The 16,741-nt window shown below is 60.4% G+C and carries 15 protein-coding genes; 9 read left to right on the top strand and 6 right to left on the bottom strand.

Translation table 11 applies throughout. The features are described 5' to 3' along the window. Positions 1-24: 24 nt before the first annotated feature. The 4 genes from AC1D06_RS37020 to AC1D06_RS37005 all read right to left on the bottom strand — a co-directional run bounded on the left by AC1D06_RS37020 (position 25) and on the right by AC1D06_RS37005 (position 4,396). Positions 25-1,227 carry an ISAzo13 family transposase gene (locus AC1D06_RS37020; protein ID WP_477990644.1) on the bottom strand — a complete coding sequence of 401 codons (1,203 nt, stop codon included), beginning with the start codon at positions 1,225-1,227 and terminating at the stop codon, positions 25-27. Between the two features lie 51 nt (positions 1,228-1,278). Beyond that, complete coding sequence (locus AC1D06_RS37015; protein WP_477990642.1) at positions 1,279-2,580, bottom strand: PAS domain S-box protein; 1,302 nt, start codon at positions 2,578-2,580, stop codon at positions 1,279-1,281. 134 nt (positions 2,581-2,714) lie between these two features. After that, complete coding sequence (locus tag AC1D06_RS37010) at positions 2,715-4,022, bottom strand: RNA polymerase sigma factor (RefSeq protein ID WP_477875487.1); 1,308 nt, start codon at positions 4,020-4,022, stop codon at positions 2,715-2,717. Beyond that, on the bottom strand, positions 4,019-4,396 hold the full coding sequence (locus tag AC1D06_RS37005; protein ID WP_477875488.1) for a YciI family protein: 378 nt from the start codon (positions 4,394-4,396) through the stop codon (positions 4,019-4,021). The genes AC1D06_RS37010 and AC1D06_RS37005 overlap by 4 nt, the downstream gene beginning before the upstream one ends. Before the next feature lie 142 nt (positions 4,397-4,538). Here AC1D06_RS37005 and AC1D06_RS37000 point away from each other — a divergent pair, with 142 nt between their 5' ends. Both AC1D06_RS37000 and AC1D06_RS36995 read left to right on the top strand, forming a co-directional pair. Continuing rightward, positions 4,539-4,769, top strand: coding sequence for an AbrB/MazE/SpoVT family DNA-binding domain-containing protein (locus tag AC1D06_RS37000; RefSeq protein WP_477990641.1), 231 nt, complete (start codon positions 4,539-4,541; stop codon positions 4,767-4,769). Further along, entirely contained in the window at positions 4,759-5,157 is a 399-nt protein-coding gene (locus tag AC1D06_RS36995; protein WP_477990640.1) for a PIN domain-containing protein, read from the top strand. Before AC1D06_RS37000 ends, AC1D06_RS36995 begins: the two co-directional genes overlap by 11 nt. A 5-nt stretch (positions 5,158-5,162) precedes the next feature. On the opposite strand, the gene glpK is transcribed toward AC1D06_RS36995, so the two are convergent. Continuing rightward, positions 5,163-6,656: a glycerol kinase GlpK gene (gene glpK, locus AC1D06_RS36990; protein WP_477990639.1), complete on the bottom strand. Its 1,494-nt coding sequence runs from the start codon at positions 6,654-6,656 to the stop codon at positions 5,163-5,165. A gap of 206 nt (positions 6,657-6,862) precedes the next feature. On the opposite strand from glpK, the gene xdhA reads away from it, so the two are divergent. The 4 genes from xdhA to AC1D06_RS36970 all read left to right on the top strand — a co-directional run bounded on the left by xdhA (position 6,863) and on the right by AC1D06_RS36970 (position 13,264). Continuing rightward, positions 6,863-8,335, top strand: a complete 1,473-nt coding sequence (gene xdhA / locus AC1D06_RS36985) for a xanthine dehydrogenase small subunit (protein ID WP_477990643.1) — start codon at positions 6,863-6,865, stop codon at positions 8,333-8,335. Then, a complete protein-coding gene (gene xdhB / locus AC1D06_RS36980; RefSeq protein WP_477990638.1) occupies positions 8,332-10,668 on the top strand; it encodes a xanthine dehydrogenase molybdopterin binding subunit in 2,337 nt (778 codons plus the stop codon). Before xdhA ends, xdhB begins: the two co-directional genes overlap by 4 nt. Positions 10,669-10,711: 43 nt before the next feature. Continuing rightward, the gene (xdhC, locus tag AC1D06_RS36975) at positions 10,712-11,503 is read left to right on the top strand and encodes a xanthine dehydrogenase accessory protein XdhC (RefSeq protein WP_477990637.1); all 792 of its coding nucleotides are present in this window, start codon (positions 10,712-10,714) and stop codon (positions 11,501-11,503) included. A 75-nt stretch (positions 11,504-11,578) separates the two neighbouring features. Continuing rightward, positions 11,579-13,264 carry a tetratricopeptide repeat-containing sulfotransferase family protein gene (locus AC1D06_RS36970; RefSeq protein WP_477990636.1) on the top strand — a complete coding sequence of 562 codons (1,686 nt, stop codon included), beginning with the start codon at positions 11,579-11,581 and terminating at the stop codon, positions 13,262-13,264. A gap of 5 nt (positions 13,265-13,269) precedes the next feature. Here the strand turns inward: AC1D06_RS36970 and AC1D06_RS36965 are convergent, their stop codons facing one another. Beyond that, a complete protein-coding gene (locus AC1D06_RS36965; protein WP_477990635.1) occupies positions 13,270-13,683 on the bottom strand; it encodes a GFA family protein in 414 nt (137 codons plus the stop codon). Positions 13,684-13,880: 197 nt separating this feature from the next. Between AC1D06_RS36965 and AC1D06_RS36960 the strand changes: the two genes are divergently transcribed. From AC1D06_RS36960 to AC1D06_RS36950, 3 genes are all read left to right on the top strand, one after another. Next, the gene (locus tag AC1D06_RS36960) at positions 13,881-15,119 is read left to right on the top strand and encodes a urate hydroxylase PuuD (RefSeq protein WP_477990634.1); all 1,239 of its coding nucleotides are present in this window, start codon (positions 13,881-13,883) and stop codon (positions 15,117-15,119) included. Beyond that, positions 15,116-16,423, top strand: a complete 1,308-nt coding sequence (guaD, locus tag AC1D06_RS36955; RefSeq protein WP_477990633.1) for a guanine deaminase — start codon at positions 15,116-15,118, stop codon at positions 16,421-16,423. The genes AC1D06_RS36960 and guaD overlap by 4 nt, the downstream gene beginning before the upstream one ends. A gap of 64 nt (positions 16,424-16,487) precedes the next feature. Then, positions 16,488-16,700, top strand: a complete 213-nt coding sequence (locus AC1D06_RS36950) for a type II toxin-antitoxin system VapB family antitoxin (RefSeq protein WP_477875499.1) — start codon at positions 16,488-16,490, stop codon at positions 16,698-16,700. The last annotated feature ends 41 nt before the right edge of the window (positions 16,701-16,741 follow it).

The raw sequence follows: 16,741 nt of genomic DNA, 5'->3' as shown, positions 1-16,741 counted from the left end.
TAAGGACGGTTCGGACAATAAGCGCTACATGTTTCTTGGTGTGATAGTGTAGTTCCACTCCGGATGGAACGGGTCGCCTATGATATTGAGGCTTGCCATCTGGGCATTGGAGACCTTGACGCCCTTTTGGTAGGTGCGGGTGTCGATGGCGCATTCAACCTTGAGGCCGGTCGTTGTCGTGGTTGCGCCGATCAATTCGACCACGGCCATGCGGCTTTCAAGCGGCCGGCCGCGCCAATTCTGGGTGATGTGGCAGAACAGACGGTGTTCGATCTTGTTCCACTTCGAGGTACCGGGCGGATAATGATGGACGTGAAGGAGCAAGCCGGTCTCGTCGGCCAGCTTCTGCAGTTCCAGCTTCCATAGCCTGACGCGTGCGCCATTCGAGCCGCCGCAATCGGCCGTGACGGTCAGTTCGTTTGCCGTGGGATAGCGCTCCCGTCCCATGCGATCGAGCCAGTAGCGGATCGACTGGACGGCGAACTCGGCCGTATCGGCGGTAATGCCCAGGCTGACAAAGCCCGCATTCGCCGTCACATCGTAGACGCCATAAGGCACCACCTTGCCCAGTTCCTTGTCCTCGAAGTCATGTACCTTGACACGGATCGGATCGCCTTTCGGACGATAGTCACTGCCGCCATTCCTATAGTTGCCCACCAGCTCCTTCTTCTTTGTGTCGACCGAGATGACAGGCTGGTCCCTGGCTTGGGCCGCAATCACTCGCGCATTGATGTGCTCGAACTGGGCATTGCGGTCGGGATGGTGCGAGCCCTCGTCGGCCTTGCGGTTGCGCTGACGCGAAAAGCCCAGCTTCACCAATTCCTTGGCCACCGTGTCGGCGCTGATCGGGTGGCCCAGCGCCGTCAGGGCCTCGGCCAGCTTGTCCATACTCTTCGATACCCACAGCAAGGGCCGCTCGGGGTCGCCCAGCGTCGCCGGCTCAACCAGCCGCTTCAGTTCCGGAATAAGCCCCGGATCGAGCGCGCTCACCGCCTTGCGTCCGCCGCCAGCACGCCGAACCTGACCCGGCTCCAGAGGCATGGCATCCAGATCGTCCTGCCCGCGATTGATCGTCGACCGCGCCAGCCCGGTGATCCGAGACACCGCAGCAAGCCCGCCCCAGCCCGCTGTGCTCGCCTCGGCCGCCGCAAACATCCGACGACCGCGCTCATCAAGCGTGCGCCCAACCGTCTCCCAGCGATATCGGATGCTATCCTCGTCGATCATCTCATCGACATACGTCGATTTGAGCCCGACGGGAATCCCAAACCACATGAGTCAATCAGACGCACCCCAGGAAATTCGCGATTCCGTTATTGTTCGGAGAATCCTAAGCAGAGCGTCGTCGAAATGGCGGCGATTGGAAAGGCCCGTCAGGCCGTCCTGTTCGGCCAGCGCCTGCAGCCGGCGGTTTGCCTCTTGCAGCTGCTGTTCTATTGCGATCCGCGCCGATACGTCGCGCAATGTGCCGATAATGCCGTCTGGCTGGCCTGTTTCCTTGTCAATGAGGGCTTTAAGCTGGGCTTCGATCCAGATCCAATGTCCGCTCCTGTGCCGGAAGCGGTTCATGATGGTTCTGCGATCGACACTGCCATTGAGCAGCGACTGGAATGCCAAGGTGACGTAAGGCTCATCCTCCGGATGAACCAGGCTGGCCGGCCTGTCGCCGACGAGCTCTTCCGGCGCGTAGCCGAGAATTTCCCACGAGGCTGGCGAAACATAGGTCCGAACCAGAGCGCCATCGAGTTGAAACACCATGTCCGTGCTATGGTCGGCCAGCAGGCGGTAACGGGTCTCGCTGTCCTGGAGGCGACGTTCGGCTATGACGCGTTCATGGATGTCGCGTCCAACCGAGTGGATCGCAATGACATTTCCATCGGCACTGATCAGGGGCTTGTTCGCCCATGCCATCCAGCGGACGTCGCCATTGGGCAGCACGACCTGGTTCTGATTATCGAGGCCATGCTCTGCGCTGCAGACGTCCTGCAAGTGTCTTTTCACGCCGGCTCGCTCTGCCTCCGGTATGAAGTCGAAAAGGCTTCGTCCGATCATATCCTCAGGCTGCTTGCCGTAGTGGCGCGCATAGGCATGATTGACGAATTGCAGCTCGCCCGCGGGCGTGGCCAGCGAGACGAGTTCCGACTGGCTTTCCACAAGTTCGCGATAGCGGGTCTCGCTCAGCGCCAATTGCTGCTTGGCGGCTTTCAGGGCGGTGATATCGGTGAGGACGGCCAATGAGACCGAGCCGTCCAGCACGCCCGACAGCAGGATGTCGATCGTGCCGCCGTCCTTGCACACCATCTGGTACTCGACATCGTCGCAACGGCCGGTGCGGAAAAATGCCGGCAGGACCTCGCTCACGGCATAGGCGCGCGATTGAGGGGTCAGGAATTCAGAAGATTTGCGGCCGATGACCTCGTCGCGCTCATAGCCGAGTTTTGCAAGCCAGGCGTCGCTGACGGAGATCAACCGGCCCTCGCGGTCGATCGAATGCAGCATTGCGGGGGTGACCTTCATGCGGTGATCGAGGTCGCCTTGAGAGGGCGAAATGGCGGCAGTTTCGATTTTGTTGTCTGGCATTTACGCACCGTCGACCAAGGCTGGTTTTTTCTGGATTCGAATGCCTCGTCTTTTAAAGTAGTGTCCGTTGAAGAATGCTTATTTTGAACCGATTGCTGCTGTTATTGTTAGTAAATTGGAAACATTGACAATAATCATTTGAGCGGGTGGTCAACAACCACGGGCGAAAAATCCCGGCTTTCTTCGCTTGCCATGTAAGACAGTGCCTCGGCCTCCAATTGATCGAGATGCTCGCGGATATGGGCGGCCTCGGCCGGCGAATTGGCGAGTGCTATGGCGCGGTCGAAGGCTTCGCGCGCTTCGCGACTGGCGCCTATTTGTTTCAACAGGCCGCCGCGAACGCCGTGATAATAGAAATAGCCGGAGAGCTGTTCGCCGAGCGGTTCGATAAGCGCTAGCGCCGCAGAAGGACCGTCGGCCTTGCAGACGGCGACCGCGCGGTTGAGCGTCACGACAGGGGAGGGCTGGAGGCGCTCCAGCAGGCGATAGAGCAGTTCGATCTCGCGCCAGTCCGTGTCCTCAGCCTTTGCGGCACGGGCATGCAGTGCGGCAATCGCCGCCTGGATTTGATATGGGCCGGGCTGGCGGTGGCGGATTGCCTTGTCGATCAGCGCCAGCGCCTCGCCGATCAGAACACGGTCCCATTTCGTCCGGTCCTGGTTTTCGAGCAGCACGATCTGGCCATTGCCGTCGAAGCGGGTACGGCGCCGCGAATATTGCAACAGCATCAGCGCCAACAGGCCCATGATCTCAGGTTCGGCCGGGAAGAGTTTCAACAGGATGCGGACAAGCCGGATGGCCTCGTCACAGAACTGGCCTGCATCCGGATTGGAGGCGGCAGAGGAATAGCCTTCGTTGAAGACGAGATAAAGCATCGATGCGACCAGCCCAAGCCGCTCGGCCCGTTCGGCGGCGCCTGGAGTCTCGAAGGCGACGCCCGCGGCAGCGACCTTAGCCTTGGCCCGGGTGATGCGCTGCTCCATCGCCACGTCCTTGACCAGGAAGGCTTTGGCGATCTGTTTCACCGACAGGCCGGCAACGATCCTGAGCGCCAGCGCCACCTGTTGCGTCGCCGGCAGGTCCGGATGGCAGCAGATGAACATCAGCCGCAGGATATCGTCGCGATAATGTGCGCCGTCGAGCCGGTCGGCCATATCGCCCTCGGCGTCGCCGAGTTCGGAAATGGCTTCCTCATCGGGCATTTCGGTGAATTTCGAGCCGCGGCGGATCTGGTCGACGCCGGCATTGCGGCCGACGAAGATCAGCCAGGCCGTGGGATCGCCGGGCGGGCCGTTCCTGGGCCAGCTTTTGAGCGCGCGCAGGCATGCTTCCTGGAAGGCTTCCTCGGCCAGGTCGAGATTGCGGAAATAGCGCAGCAGCGCGCCAAGCGCCTGGGGACGGGCAGCGGTGAAGGCAGCGTCGATCCAGGCGATATCGGTCATGACGAAAAATTCCTCGGTGGATTATAGAGGGCCAGTGGCCGGATTTCATAGGAGCCGGGGCCGGGATGGGCTTCGGCCAGTTCCTTCGACATGGCGATCGCCTCTTCGAGGTTCTCGCACTCGACGACGAAGAAGCCGAGAAACTGTTCCTTCGTCTCGGCAAAGGGGCCGTCGGTGACGAAGTTTTCCTTGCCCGTCTTGCGCAGCGTCGCTGCCGCTGTGGTCGGCATCAACCGCGCCACGGGGCCGAGTCTGCCCTGGGCAGAGAATTTCTCGTTGACGGCCTGAAGACGCGCCATCACCGCGTCGTCCTCTTCCTTGGACCAGTTCCAGACCACCTCTTCGTTGTCGTAGCAAAGAATGGCGTACAGCATCGCGCGCTCCTATCGTGACAGAGGACGCATGATTAGCGGGAATGCCGACAAAGCGGCAGAGAAATTTTCGAATTGGTGGGGCGGCTTGCGAGCGGCGGTGCCGTGATATACATTTAAGGAAACGTATATCAAGGAGACCGACATGAAAGTTGCAAAATGGGGAAACAGTCTTGCGGTGCGTTTGCCCGCCTCGCTGATCGAACGCTTGAATCTCAAAGAGGGGGACGAAGTAACGGTGTCTGCCGCGCCCGAGGGCGAGCTGCAATTTTATCGCAAGCCGACCCGGAAGGAACTGTTGGACAGCCTAGACAAGTTCCGTGGGCGCCTGCCCGCTGATTTTAAGTTCGATCGAGATGAAGCGAATGCCAGGTAAGTTCCTGGACAGCAATATTCTCTTATATTTGATGACGCCCGACGATCGAAAAGCCGATATCTCAAAGCGGCTGTTGGATGAAGGTTGCGTCATCAGCGTCCAAGTCTTGAATGAAGTGGCAAATGTGCTGCGCAGAAAGCACAAGCTGCCTTGGGACGACATCCGCAAATTTCTCGACACAGTGAAACAGCTCGTGGATGTCGTGGATGTCAATCTCGACATCCATCTTCAGGGCATAAGTATTGCTGAGCGCTATGGCTTCGCGATCTATGACTCGATGATCGTTGCGGCGGCTATCAAAACAGGCTGTGAATTCGTTGTGACTGAGGACCTTCAGCATGGCCAATTGATCGATGGGGTGGTCACTGTGTTCGACCCGTATAAATAATTGGCTCACCGCTCGCTCAGCGTCCGCTTCACCGCCTCACTCCAGCCCTTGAGCTTCCCCTTCCGCACCTTCTCATCCATCGCCGGCTCAAAGCTGCGGTCCAGCGCCCAGGCCTTAGAGAAACCTTCGGCATCCGGCCAGACGCCGGCGCGGGAGCCGGCAAGCCAGGCGGCGCCGAGGGCTGTGGTTTCCAATATCTTCGGCCGGTCGACCGGAGCGTCGAGTATGTCGGCGAGCGCCTGCATGGTCCAGTTCGAGGCGACCATGCCGCCGTCGACGCGCAGCACGGTTTCGTGTTCGTCGCTCTTCCAGTCCTTGTGCATGGCGTCGACCAAGTCGCGGGTCTGGTAGCAGACGGATTCGAGTGCCGCACGGGCGATTTCGGCCGGGCCGGAATTGCGGGTCAGGCCGTAGATGGCGCCGCGCGCATCCGGGTCCCACCAAGGCGCGCCGAGGCCGGTGAAGGCGGGCACGAGATAGACGGCCTGGCCGGGATCGGCGGCGGCGGCCAGCTTTTCGGCCTCGTCGGCGGATTTGATGATCTTCAGACCGTCCCGCAGCCATTGCACCGAGGCGCCGGCGATGAAAATCGAGCCCTCCAGCGCATAGGTCGTCTTGCCATTGAAACGATAGGCGATGGTGGTCAGCAGTCGGTTCCTGGACTTGATCATGTCCTCGCCGGTGTTGAGCAGCGCGAAGCAGCCGGTGCCGTAGGTGGATTTCACCATGCCCGGCTTGAAACAGGCCTGGCCGATGGTCGCAGCCTGCTGGTCGCCGGCGACACCGAGGATGGGGATTGCGGCGCCGAACAGCGAAGCATCCGTGACGCCGAAATCGGCGGCGCAATCGCGGACTTCCGGCAGCATATTGGCCGGGATTTCGAGGATTTTCAGCAATTCCTCGTCCCATTTGTTATCGGCGATGTTATAGATCAGCGTGCGCGAGGCATTGGTGGCGTCGGTCAGGAAGGATTTGCCTGATGTCAGCCGCCAGAGCAGGAAGGTGTCGATTGTGCCGAAGCAGAGTTCGCCTCTTTCCGCGCGGGCGCGCAGGCCTTTAACCTTGGACAGCAGCCAGGAAAGCTTGGTGCCGGAGAAATAGGGGTCGAGCAGCAGGCCGGTCTTGCGGGTGAATTTCCCCTCCAGCCCCTTGATCTTCAAGGCATCGCAGAGACGGGCGGTACGGCGGTCCTGCCAGACGATAGCATTGTGCACCGGCTTGCCGGTAGCCCGTTCCCAGACCACCACCGTTTCACGCTGGTTGGTGATGCCGAGTGCGGCGATATCCGTCGCCTTGATGCCGGCCTTGTCGATCGCAGCCTTGACGGCCCAGAGCACGCTTTCCCAGATGTCTTCGGGGTCATGCTCCACCCAGCCGGATTGGGGGAAGATCTGGCGGAATTCCTTCTGGCCGGTGCCGACGGATTGCATCTTGCCATCGAATACGATCGCCCGCGTCGATGTCGTGCCCTGGTCAATCGCCAAAACATAGCCTGCCATCGGATCCTCCCCAATACCGCTGTTCTCCGATTTTCAATCTGAACTCAAAACGAAAGTCAAAGGAAAATAAACGCGCATGCACAGCCGGCTGGGCCGCGAAATTTGACCATCGGGTAAAAAATTGCCTCTTGCGCTTTTTTCCGACTGCGCACAGGCTGTGCCGAATAAGAACGAATAAGAAAACGAGCGATCGCATGACTGGAAGCCTGCGTAACACCATAACCTTCATCCTGAACGACAAGGAGGTCGAACTCGGGGCGATTTCGCCACGGCTGACCTTGCTTGACTGGCTCCGGCTGGACAAGCGCCTGACGGGTTCGAAGGAAGGTTGCGCCGAGGGCGATTGCGGCGCCTGCACGGTGCTGATCGGGCGGCTCGTCGGCGACCAATTGGTTTATGAATCGGTCAATTCCTGCATCCGCTTCGTCGGCTCGCTGAATGCGACCCATGTGGTGACGGTCGAGCACCTGAAGGGCGAGGATGGAATCTTGCATCCGGTGCAGCAGGCGATGGTCGACTGTCATGGCTCGCAATGCGGTTTCTGCACGCCAGGTTTCGTCATGTCGCTGTATGGACTTTGGCTTTCCGAGGACAAGCCGTCGCGAGAGCGGATCGAGCAGGCGCTGCAGGGCAATCTCTGTCGCTGCACGGGCTATGAGCCGATCGTCAAAGCGGCGGAGCGTGCGGCCGAATTGCGCCCCTCGGCGATCTTCGATCCGATCGAACGCGTGCGCAATGCCATCATGGAGACGCTCAGGGCGATCTCGGACCGTTCGACCGTCCATATCACCCATGAGGGCGACGATCTCTATGTGCCGGCCTCGGTCGGCGATCTCACGGATATCCTGGTGCGGCATCCCCATGCCACCGTCGTCGCCGGATCGACCGATGTCGGGCTGTGGGTCACCAAGCAGATGCGGCCGATCAATCCGGTGATTTTCATCGGCGGCTTGGAGGCCCTGCAGACGATCAGCGTCGAGGAGGACGAAGTCTTTGTCGGCGCGGGCGTCACCTATACGCAAGCGCTGAAGACGCTCGTCGGCACGCATCCGGCGCTTGGCAAGCTCATCCCTCGCATCGGCGGTGAGCAGGTGCGCAATATGGGCACGATCGGCGGCAACGTCGCCAATGGCTCGCCGATCGGCGACATGCCGCCGGCACTGATCGCGCTCGGCGCAAACCTGGTGCTGCGCTCGCGTGAAGGGTGCCGCGAACTGCCGCTGGAAGAGTTCTTCATCGATTATGGCAAACAGGACCGGCAGCGGCATGAATTCGTCGAAAGCATTTCCGTGCCCATGCTTCCCAAGGATGCCGAATTTTCGGTCTATAAGATTTCCAAGCGGCGCGATGAGGATATCACCGCCGTGCTGGGCGCCTTCTATTTGCGTCGAGACGCCGACAATAGAGTGGCGGACATCCGGCTCGCCTTCGGTGGCATGGCCGGCATCCCCAAGCGGGCGGCCAATGTCGAGGCCGCTCTCCTCGGCACGGCCTGGACGGAGCTCAACGTCAAGGCCGCGGCGGCTGAACTGGGCAAGGATTTCTCGCCGTTGACGGACTGGCGCGCCACAGCTGACTACCGCCTGCTCGCGGCGAAGAACCTGCTCACGCGGTTCTATCTCGAAACCCAAGGAGTGGAAGCCGAACTCGTTCGCTTTGCCGCAGGAGCAAGCCGATGAACAAGATCGATCTGGTCTTCAAAGCCGAAATTGCCGGCCAGGTGCACAAGGACCTGCGCCATGACTCCGCCCACAAACATGTGAGCGGCGAGGCAGACTATATCGACGATATGGTGGTGCCTGAGGGTACGCTGCATATGGCGGCGGGGCTTTCGGACCGGGCGCATGCCGACATCCTGTCGCTCGATTTGTCCGAGGTTGAAGCCACGCCCGGTGTCGTGCTGGTGATGACTTATGTGGACATTCCCGGCCACAACGACGTTGGCCCGAATCATAAGGACGATGAACCGCTACTGGCCGAAACCCGCATCGAATTCCATGGCCAGATGGTGTTCGTCGTCGTCGCTGAAACGCGCGAGATTGCTCGCGCTGCTGCCCGCAAGGCGAAATTCACTTATCACGACCTGCCGCATGCGACTGACATACTCGACGCCCGCCGGCTCGGCTATAAGCTGGTGACAGATCCGCTGACATTGAAGCGCGGCGATGCGGTCGCAGCGCTGGAAAAATCGCCGCGGCGGATCAAGGGTGCGATGCGCATCGGCGGCCAGGAGCATTTCTATCTCGAAAGCCATATCGCGCTTGCCATTCCCGGCGAAGATGACGAGGTGACCGTCTGGTCTTCGACGCAGCATCCGAGCGAAGTGCAGCATATGGTCGCCAACATCCTGCAGATCCCGGTGCATGCTGTGACGGTCAACACAAGGCGCATGGGTGGCGGCTTTGGCGGCAAGGAAACGCAGGGTAACCAGTTCGCCGCACTGGCGGCGATGGCGGCAAAGCGGCTGAAGCGGGCGATCAAATTCCGACCCGACCGCGACGAAGACATGAGCTTGACCGGCAAGCGCCACGACTTCCTGGCGGAATACGAGGTCGGCTTCGATGACGACGGCCATATCCTGGCGGTGAAGACCAATTATGCGGCGCGTTGCGGCTTCTCCTCCGACCTTTCCGGGCCGGTGACCGATCGGGCGCTGTTCCATGCCGACAATGCCTATTTCTATCCCGACGTCCTCCTGACCTCGGAGCCGATCAAGACCAATACGGTGTCCAACACCGCCTTCCGCGGTTTCGGCGGGCCGCAGGGGCTGGTGGGCGCCGAGCGGATCATCGAGGAGATCGGCTATGCGCTGGGCGTCGATCCGCTCGAAATCCGCAAGCGCAATTTCTATGCGATCGACGGCGACGAGCGTTGCTTGACGCCGTATCACCAGAAGGTCGAGGACAACATCATCCACCGCATCGTTGCGGAACTGGAGGAAAGCTCTGACTATCAGGCGCGGCGCCAGGCGATCATCGACTTCAACAAGACGTCGAAGGTGATCCGCAGGGGCATCGCGATGACGCCGGTGAAGTTCGGCATTTCCTTCACCTTCACGCCGTTCAACCAGGCAGGGGCGCTCGTGCATGTCTATCAGGACGGCTCGATCCATCTCAACCACGGCGGCACGGAGATGGGGCAGGGGCTCTACACCAAGGTGGCGCAGGTTCTGGCCGATGAATTCCAGATCGATGTCGACCGAGTGAAGATCACCGCGACGACGACAGCCAAGGTGCCGAATACGTCGGCGACCGCCGCGTCCTCCGGTTCGGACCTCAACGGCATGGCGGCTTATGACGCGGCGCGGCAGATCAAGGAACGATTGCTGGCCTTCGCCGCCGAGAAATGGAGCGTGCCGGTTTCCGACATCGCCTTCCTGCCCAATCGGGTGCGGGTCGGCGACGAGGAAATTCCGTTCCCGAGTTTTATCAAGCAGGCCTATATGGCCCGCGTGCATCTCTCGGCCGCCGGCTTCTATAAGACGCCGAAAATCCATTGGGATCGCGCCAAGGGCATGGGCCGGCCGTTCTTCTACTATGCCTATGGCGCATCGTGCTCGGAAGTATCGATCGACACTTTGACGGGCGAATACCAGATCGAACGTACCGATATTCTCCACGATGTCGGCAAGTCGCTCAATCCGGCCATCGACAAGGGGCAGGTGGAAGGCGCTTTCCTGCAGGGTGTCGGTTGGCTGACCACGGAGGAACTCTGGTGGGACGACAAGGGCAGGCTCCGGACGCATGCGCCCTCGACCTACAAGATTCCGCTGGCCTCCGATCGGCCGCGTATCTTCAATGTCGATCTGGCTGAATGGTCGGTCAACAAGGAGATGACCATCGGTCGGTCCAAGGCGGTCGGCGAGCCGCCGTTCATGCTCGGCGTGTCTGTGCTGGAAGCGCTATCCATGGCGGTGGCTTCGGTGGCGGATTATCGCGTCTGCCCGCGGCTCGATGCGCCGGCGACGCCCGAGCGGGTGCTCATGGCGGTGGAGCGGATGCGGGTGGCGTGACGGCTGTGCTCGCGGTTTACCCTACGGCGAAGGACATTTCTTCATGACCTTCGAAACCTTTCTCTCCCGTCCCGGCGAAAAAGTCCTTATCGACATCACCCGCACGCGTGGCTCGACCCCGCGTGAGACCGGTACGTTCATGCTGATCAACCGCGACAGCCAATGGGGCACGATCGGCGGCGGGCATATGGAATTCGAAGCGGTCGACACCGCCCGCGCCATGCTGGCCGGCGGCCGGCGTGACGCCTTTCTCGACATCACGCTTGGGCCGGATAGCGGCCAGTGCTGTGGCGGCCGGGTCGAGCTTTTGCTCAAGTGGGTCGACGAGGCGGTGATTGCCGCACTCAAGGCGCGGCTTGACAAGCAGGTTAAAGACTATCCGGACGTTTATCTCTTCGGCGCCGGCCATGTCGGCCGGGCGCTAGCGATTGCCTTGCAGGCTTTGCCATTGCATCTCACCATCATTGAGACCCGGCAGGAAGAACTGGACCAGTTGACCATCGACGTGCCGCGGCGGCTGTCGGCGATGCCGGAGGTGGCGATCCACGACATTCGTCCAGGCGGCGCGGTGGTGATCATGACGCATGATCATGCGCTGGATTTCCTCATCGGTGCCGAGGCATTGAAACGCAGTGACCTCGCCTATATCGGCATGATCGGTTCGAAGACCAAGCGCGGCGTGTTTGCCAGTTGGCTCAAGCGAAACGACGAGGACGAAGCGGCGATCGAGCGGCTGGTGCTGCCGATCGGCGGCACGGCGATCAAGGACAAGCGGCCGGCGGTGATCGCTGCACTCGTGGCAGCGGAATTGCTGGTGGCGTTGCTCGGAGATTGACCGATATCGGGCGGCAGGCCGGGACAAGCTCGTACCGATAGCCTTTGCAAAACCCATTTCGACCGGAGAATGCGTGTGACGCTTGCCGCCGCGGAAAGCCAGGCTTCCGCCCTCGCGAAGCTCGAGGAACTGCTCAACAAGACAGCCGTCGCCTATGACACGATGGTGGCGCGAGGCGCCCCGCCGCCGGTGCTGAAGCTGATCCGCGCCAATCTCGTGCAGCTTCATCTCCGTCTTGGCGAGCACTATCTCGCTGCCGGCCAGTGGCAGGCTGCCGTCGACAGCGCCCGGCAGGTCGAGGTTTTTTCGGCAGATGACAGCGACGCCGCAATGCTGGCCGCCCGCGCGCTGCTATCGGCCAACCAGACGGCGCAGGCTCTCGATGTGCTGGAGAAGGCAACTGTCGCGCATCGCGACGATGCGCCGATCCAGTCGCTCATGGCACAGGTTTATGTCAATAGCGGCCGACCGGCCGACGCGATCGTGCCGTTTCGCCGGGCGCTTGGCGCGCAGCCGAACGATGCGGTTCTGATGGCCGGACTTGCTAATGCGCTGGCGCTTGCCGGTCGGACAGGCGAGGCACTGATCACTTATCGCGGTGTGCTGGCGCTCAAGCCGGATGATATCGACCTGCTTTCCCGCTATGCCTATCTTGCCAATGATGCGGGCGCGTTCGACGAGGCGCGCGAGGCGCTGATACGGCTCACGCAATTGCAGCCTGGCAAGGGCCTGAACCACCGGCTGTTCGGCAAACTGCATCTTTATGTCGCCGATGATCCGCACATCACCCGCATGCAAAGCCTGCTGGTCGGTGCCGTCGGCGATGATGCGCGCGAACTGCACTTCGCGCTGTTCAACGCATATGAGACGCTCGGCGACTTCGATCGGGCTTTTGCCCATCTCAAGGCAGCAAACGATATCCGAAGGAGCCAGGTGAACTACCGGCCTGAGCTGTTCGCAGCGCTGTTCACCAATATCCAGTCGGCCTTTGCGACGGTGGACCGATCACGGATTGCGGCGTCTCCATACAGCGAAAGCCCGATCTTCATCATCGGCATGCCGCGCTCGGGCTCGACGCTGGTTGAACAGATTCTCGACAGCCACCTCCATGCCTCGGCGGCAGGGGAGACATCCGCCTTTGCGGCGCTGGTCGAAAAGCATTTCCTCGAGCGTGACCTGACCTATGATCTGCGCCTGTTGGGTGACACGCGGGCGCTAGCGGCGCTTGGCGAGGCGTATTTTGCCGAGATCGGCAAGCATGCGGATCTCGGCCGGCGCACCGTCGACAAATATCTCACCAACTTCATGTCGGTCGGCATCATCAAGGCGGTATTTCCGAAGGCACGGATCGTGCACTGCCGCCGCAATCCCCTGGCCAATTGCTTTTCCGCCCATGCCAGCCATTTCGACACGACGGGCCTGGCCTTCAAGGCCGATATGGAGGAAACGGCGCGTTACTACGTGCGCTATCATCGCCTGATGCAGTTCTGGAAGGCGATGTTCGGTGACGATATCCTCGATCTGTCCTACGAACAATTGACGCTCGACCAGGAGGCCCAGACACGTCGGCTGCTCGACTATTGCGGGCTTGATTGGGACCCGRCCTGCCTCGACTTTCACAAGAACGACAGGGTCGTGAAAACCGCGAGCTACATGCAGGTGCGCCAGCCGATCTATAGCGGCATCGACCGGCGGACCGGGAATTATCTCGCTCATCTCGAGCCGATGGTCCGGGTGCTGCAGGACGCCGGCTTGATGTAACCGGCCTATTTCGACTTCTTCGCCGCGCTGCTTTGCGGGAAGTGCTCGGTGGCGGCCATTTGTACCCAGTCATGCTTCGACTGCTCGAAAATTGATTTGGCGGGAGCCAGGCTCTTGGGATCGGCCAATGCACCGACCGCGACCGCGATCATGGACGGCAGGTTCTCGGCCTGCCAATAGACCGTCGAGCCGCAGTTCGGGCAGAAGTAGGAATGGACTTTTCCGCCACTCGTGGCTTCTCGCGTGAATGCCTTCGCTGTTCCAGAGACTGTGACGGCCTCGGTGGCATAGAAAGCGCCAACACCGAACGGCGCACCAGTCCTCCTTTGGCAGTCAAGACAGTGACATGCGACGACCATTTTCGCTTGTCCTTGAAGCTCTACGGAGAGCGCGCCGCAAACGCATCGAGCATTACACATTGAAAATCCTCCATTTTGTGGGGTGAGATGAGGTTGAGATTGTAAATCGCGACCCCGCCGGCTGGCAGGCCCGGTTATGTTGGATCGCGGGGTGTTTGAAAGCAGAGGCCAGGGTCGATAAAATCCCCGCGAATCCTTTGCGCCGACCGTCAAAATGTGGTCATGATTTCAGCGATCGGGAGAAAACGGGGAACGGAATGTATGAATATGCGATAGCCTGGGAATGGCTCGCTTTCGCGGTGCGCTGGCTGCATGTGGTGACCGCGATCGCCTGGATCGGCTCGTCTTTCTACTTTATCGCGCTGGATCTCGGCCTCGTCAAGCGCCCAGGTCTGCCGCCCGGCGCCTATGGCGAGGAATGGCAGGTGCACGGCGGCGGCTTCTACCATATCCAGAAATATCTGGTGGCGCCGGCCAACATGCCAGATCACCTGACCTGGTTCAAATATGAGAGCTATTTCACCTGGCTGTCCGGTTTCGCCATGCTGGCCGTGGTTTATTATGGCGGTGCCGATCTGTTCCTGATCGACCATCACGTGCTCGACATTTCCGTGCCTGTGGCGATCATCATCTCCATCCTGTCGCTGTCGGTCGGCTGGATCTGTTATGACCTGCTGTGCAAATCTCCGGTCGGCAGGAACACCTGGGGACTGATGGCGATCCTCTTCGTGCTCCTGGTGATCATGGCCTGGGGCTATACCAAGGTGTTCACCGGCCGCGCCGCCTTCCTGCATCTCGGTGCCTTCACCGCGACGATCATGTCGGCCAATGTGTTCTTCATCATCATTCCCAACCAGAAGATCGTCGTCGCCGACCTGATCGCCGGCCGCACGCCCGATCCGAAATATGGTGTGATCGCCAAGCAGCGCTCGCTGCACAACAATTATCTCACCCTGCCGGTGATCTTCTTCATGCTGTCGAACCACTATCCGCTGGCATTCGGCACTGAGTTCAACTGGGTCATCGCCGGGCTGGTGTTCCTGATGGGCGTCACCATCCGCCACTGGTTCAATACGGTCCATGCGCGAAAGGGCAAGCCGAATTGGACCTGGGCGGTCACGGCCATTCTTTTCGTCCTGATCATGTGGCTGTCGACCGTGCCGAAAGTGCTGACGGGCGAGAAGGATGCGGCACTTTTCCCGACCTTCCAGCGTTTCAAGGACGATGCGCATTTCGCCAAGGTGGTCGATACGATTTCAGGGCGCTGTTCCATGTGCCATGCCGCCGAACCCGCCTATGAAGGCATTGCGCGGGCGCCGAAAGGCGTCATGCTCGATACGCCGGACAATATCGCCACGCATGCGCGCGAAATCTATATCCAGGCCGGCCGCAGCCATGCCATGCCGCCCGGCAATGTCACCGATGTGACGGACCAAGAACGCAAGCTGATCACGGCATGGTATGAAAGTGCTGTCAGYGGAGAGACGACACGATGACATCGACATTACTGCGCGGCCGCCTCCTGTCCTTCCGGCGGGAGCCAAAAGACATGAGCGACGACGGCAGCTATCTCTATATCGAGGATGGCGCGCTGATCGTCGATGACGGCGTGATTTCGGCTGTCGGCGACTATGCCGAAGTGAGGACGTTGGTGCCCGCTGACGTCGAGATAATCGACCATCGCCCGCACCTGATCATGCCGGGTTTCATCGACACGCATATCCATTTTCCGCAGATGCAGGTGGTCGGCTCCTATGCCGGCAGCCTGCTTGAATGGCTGAACACCTATACATTCGTCGAGGAGCAGCGCTTTGCCAATGCAGCGCATTCGGCGCGGATCGCGGCAAAGTTCTATGACGAACTGATCCGCCACGGCACGACGACGGCGGTGGCCTATTGCTCGGTCCACAAAGTGTCGACCGAAATGTTCTTCGCCGAGGCGATGCGGCGCAATATGCGCATGCTGGGCGGCAAGGTGATGATGGATCGCAACGCGCCGGAAGGCCTGCGGGATACGCCTCAGACCGGCTATGATGAGACGAAGCAAGTGATTGCCGACTGGCACGGCAAGGGCCGCAACCATGTCGTCATCTCGCCGCGCTTCGCCATCACCTCGACGCCTGAGCAGATGGAAGCATCGCGGGCGCTGGCGAAGGAATATCCGGACCTGCATATCCAGACGCATCTCTCCGAGAACCACGCCGAGATTGCCTATGCGTGCGAACTCTATCCTGACGCATGCGACTACACCGACATCTACGCTCGATACGACCTGCTCGGGCCGAAAAGCCTGTTCGGCCATTGCATCCATCTCTCCGACCGGGAGGCCGATGCGATGAGCGAGAGCGGCTCGGTGGCGGTATTCTGCCCGACGTCGAACCTCTTCCTTGGCTCCGGCCTGTTCGGGTTGAAACGGCTGTCGCAGCGGGAAAAGGCTGTGAGGGTCGCCGTGGCAACCGATATCGGCGGAGGCACGTCCTATTCCATGCTCCGGACGTTGGACGAGGGCTACAAGGTGCTGCAGTTGCAGGGCGAGCGGATGACGCCGTTCGAGAGTTTTTATCGCATGACGCTCGGCAATGCCTTGGCGCTCGGTCTCGAGGACAAGATCGGCACGCTTGAAATTGGTTCGGATGCGGACCTCGTCGTGCTCGATGCGCGCTCGACGCCAGCCATGGCGTTGAAGATGGAGGCGGTGAAGATGCTCGCAGAAGAACTGTTCCTGATGCAGACCATGGGCGATGATCGGACGATTGCCGAAACCTATGTGGCGGGAAGGGCGGCGAAGAGCGGAATTTAGGCGCGTTGAAAACCGATGTGTCGATGTGTATATTCAAGGAGATTTATACACATTGGAGGCCGCGATGCGAACGAATATCGATATCGACGAAGGCTTGTTGCGGGAAGCAATGGCTTTGACAGGCCAAAAAACCAAGAAAGCGGTGGTTGAAGAGGGGCTCAGACGTTTGATCCGCACCGAACGGCAGAGCAACGCCATCGACGCGATGTGGGGCTTGGGCTGGGAGGGCGACCTCGAAGAAATGCGGACGGATAAGGAGCGAGAGCCCGTTGAATGATTGCGGTGGACTCGTCTGTTCTCATCGATATGTACCGGCAG

Source organism: Rhizobium sp. P2_G2, assembly GCF_056403555.1.
This window is presented reverse-complemented; position numbering and strand designations above follow the sequence as displayed.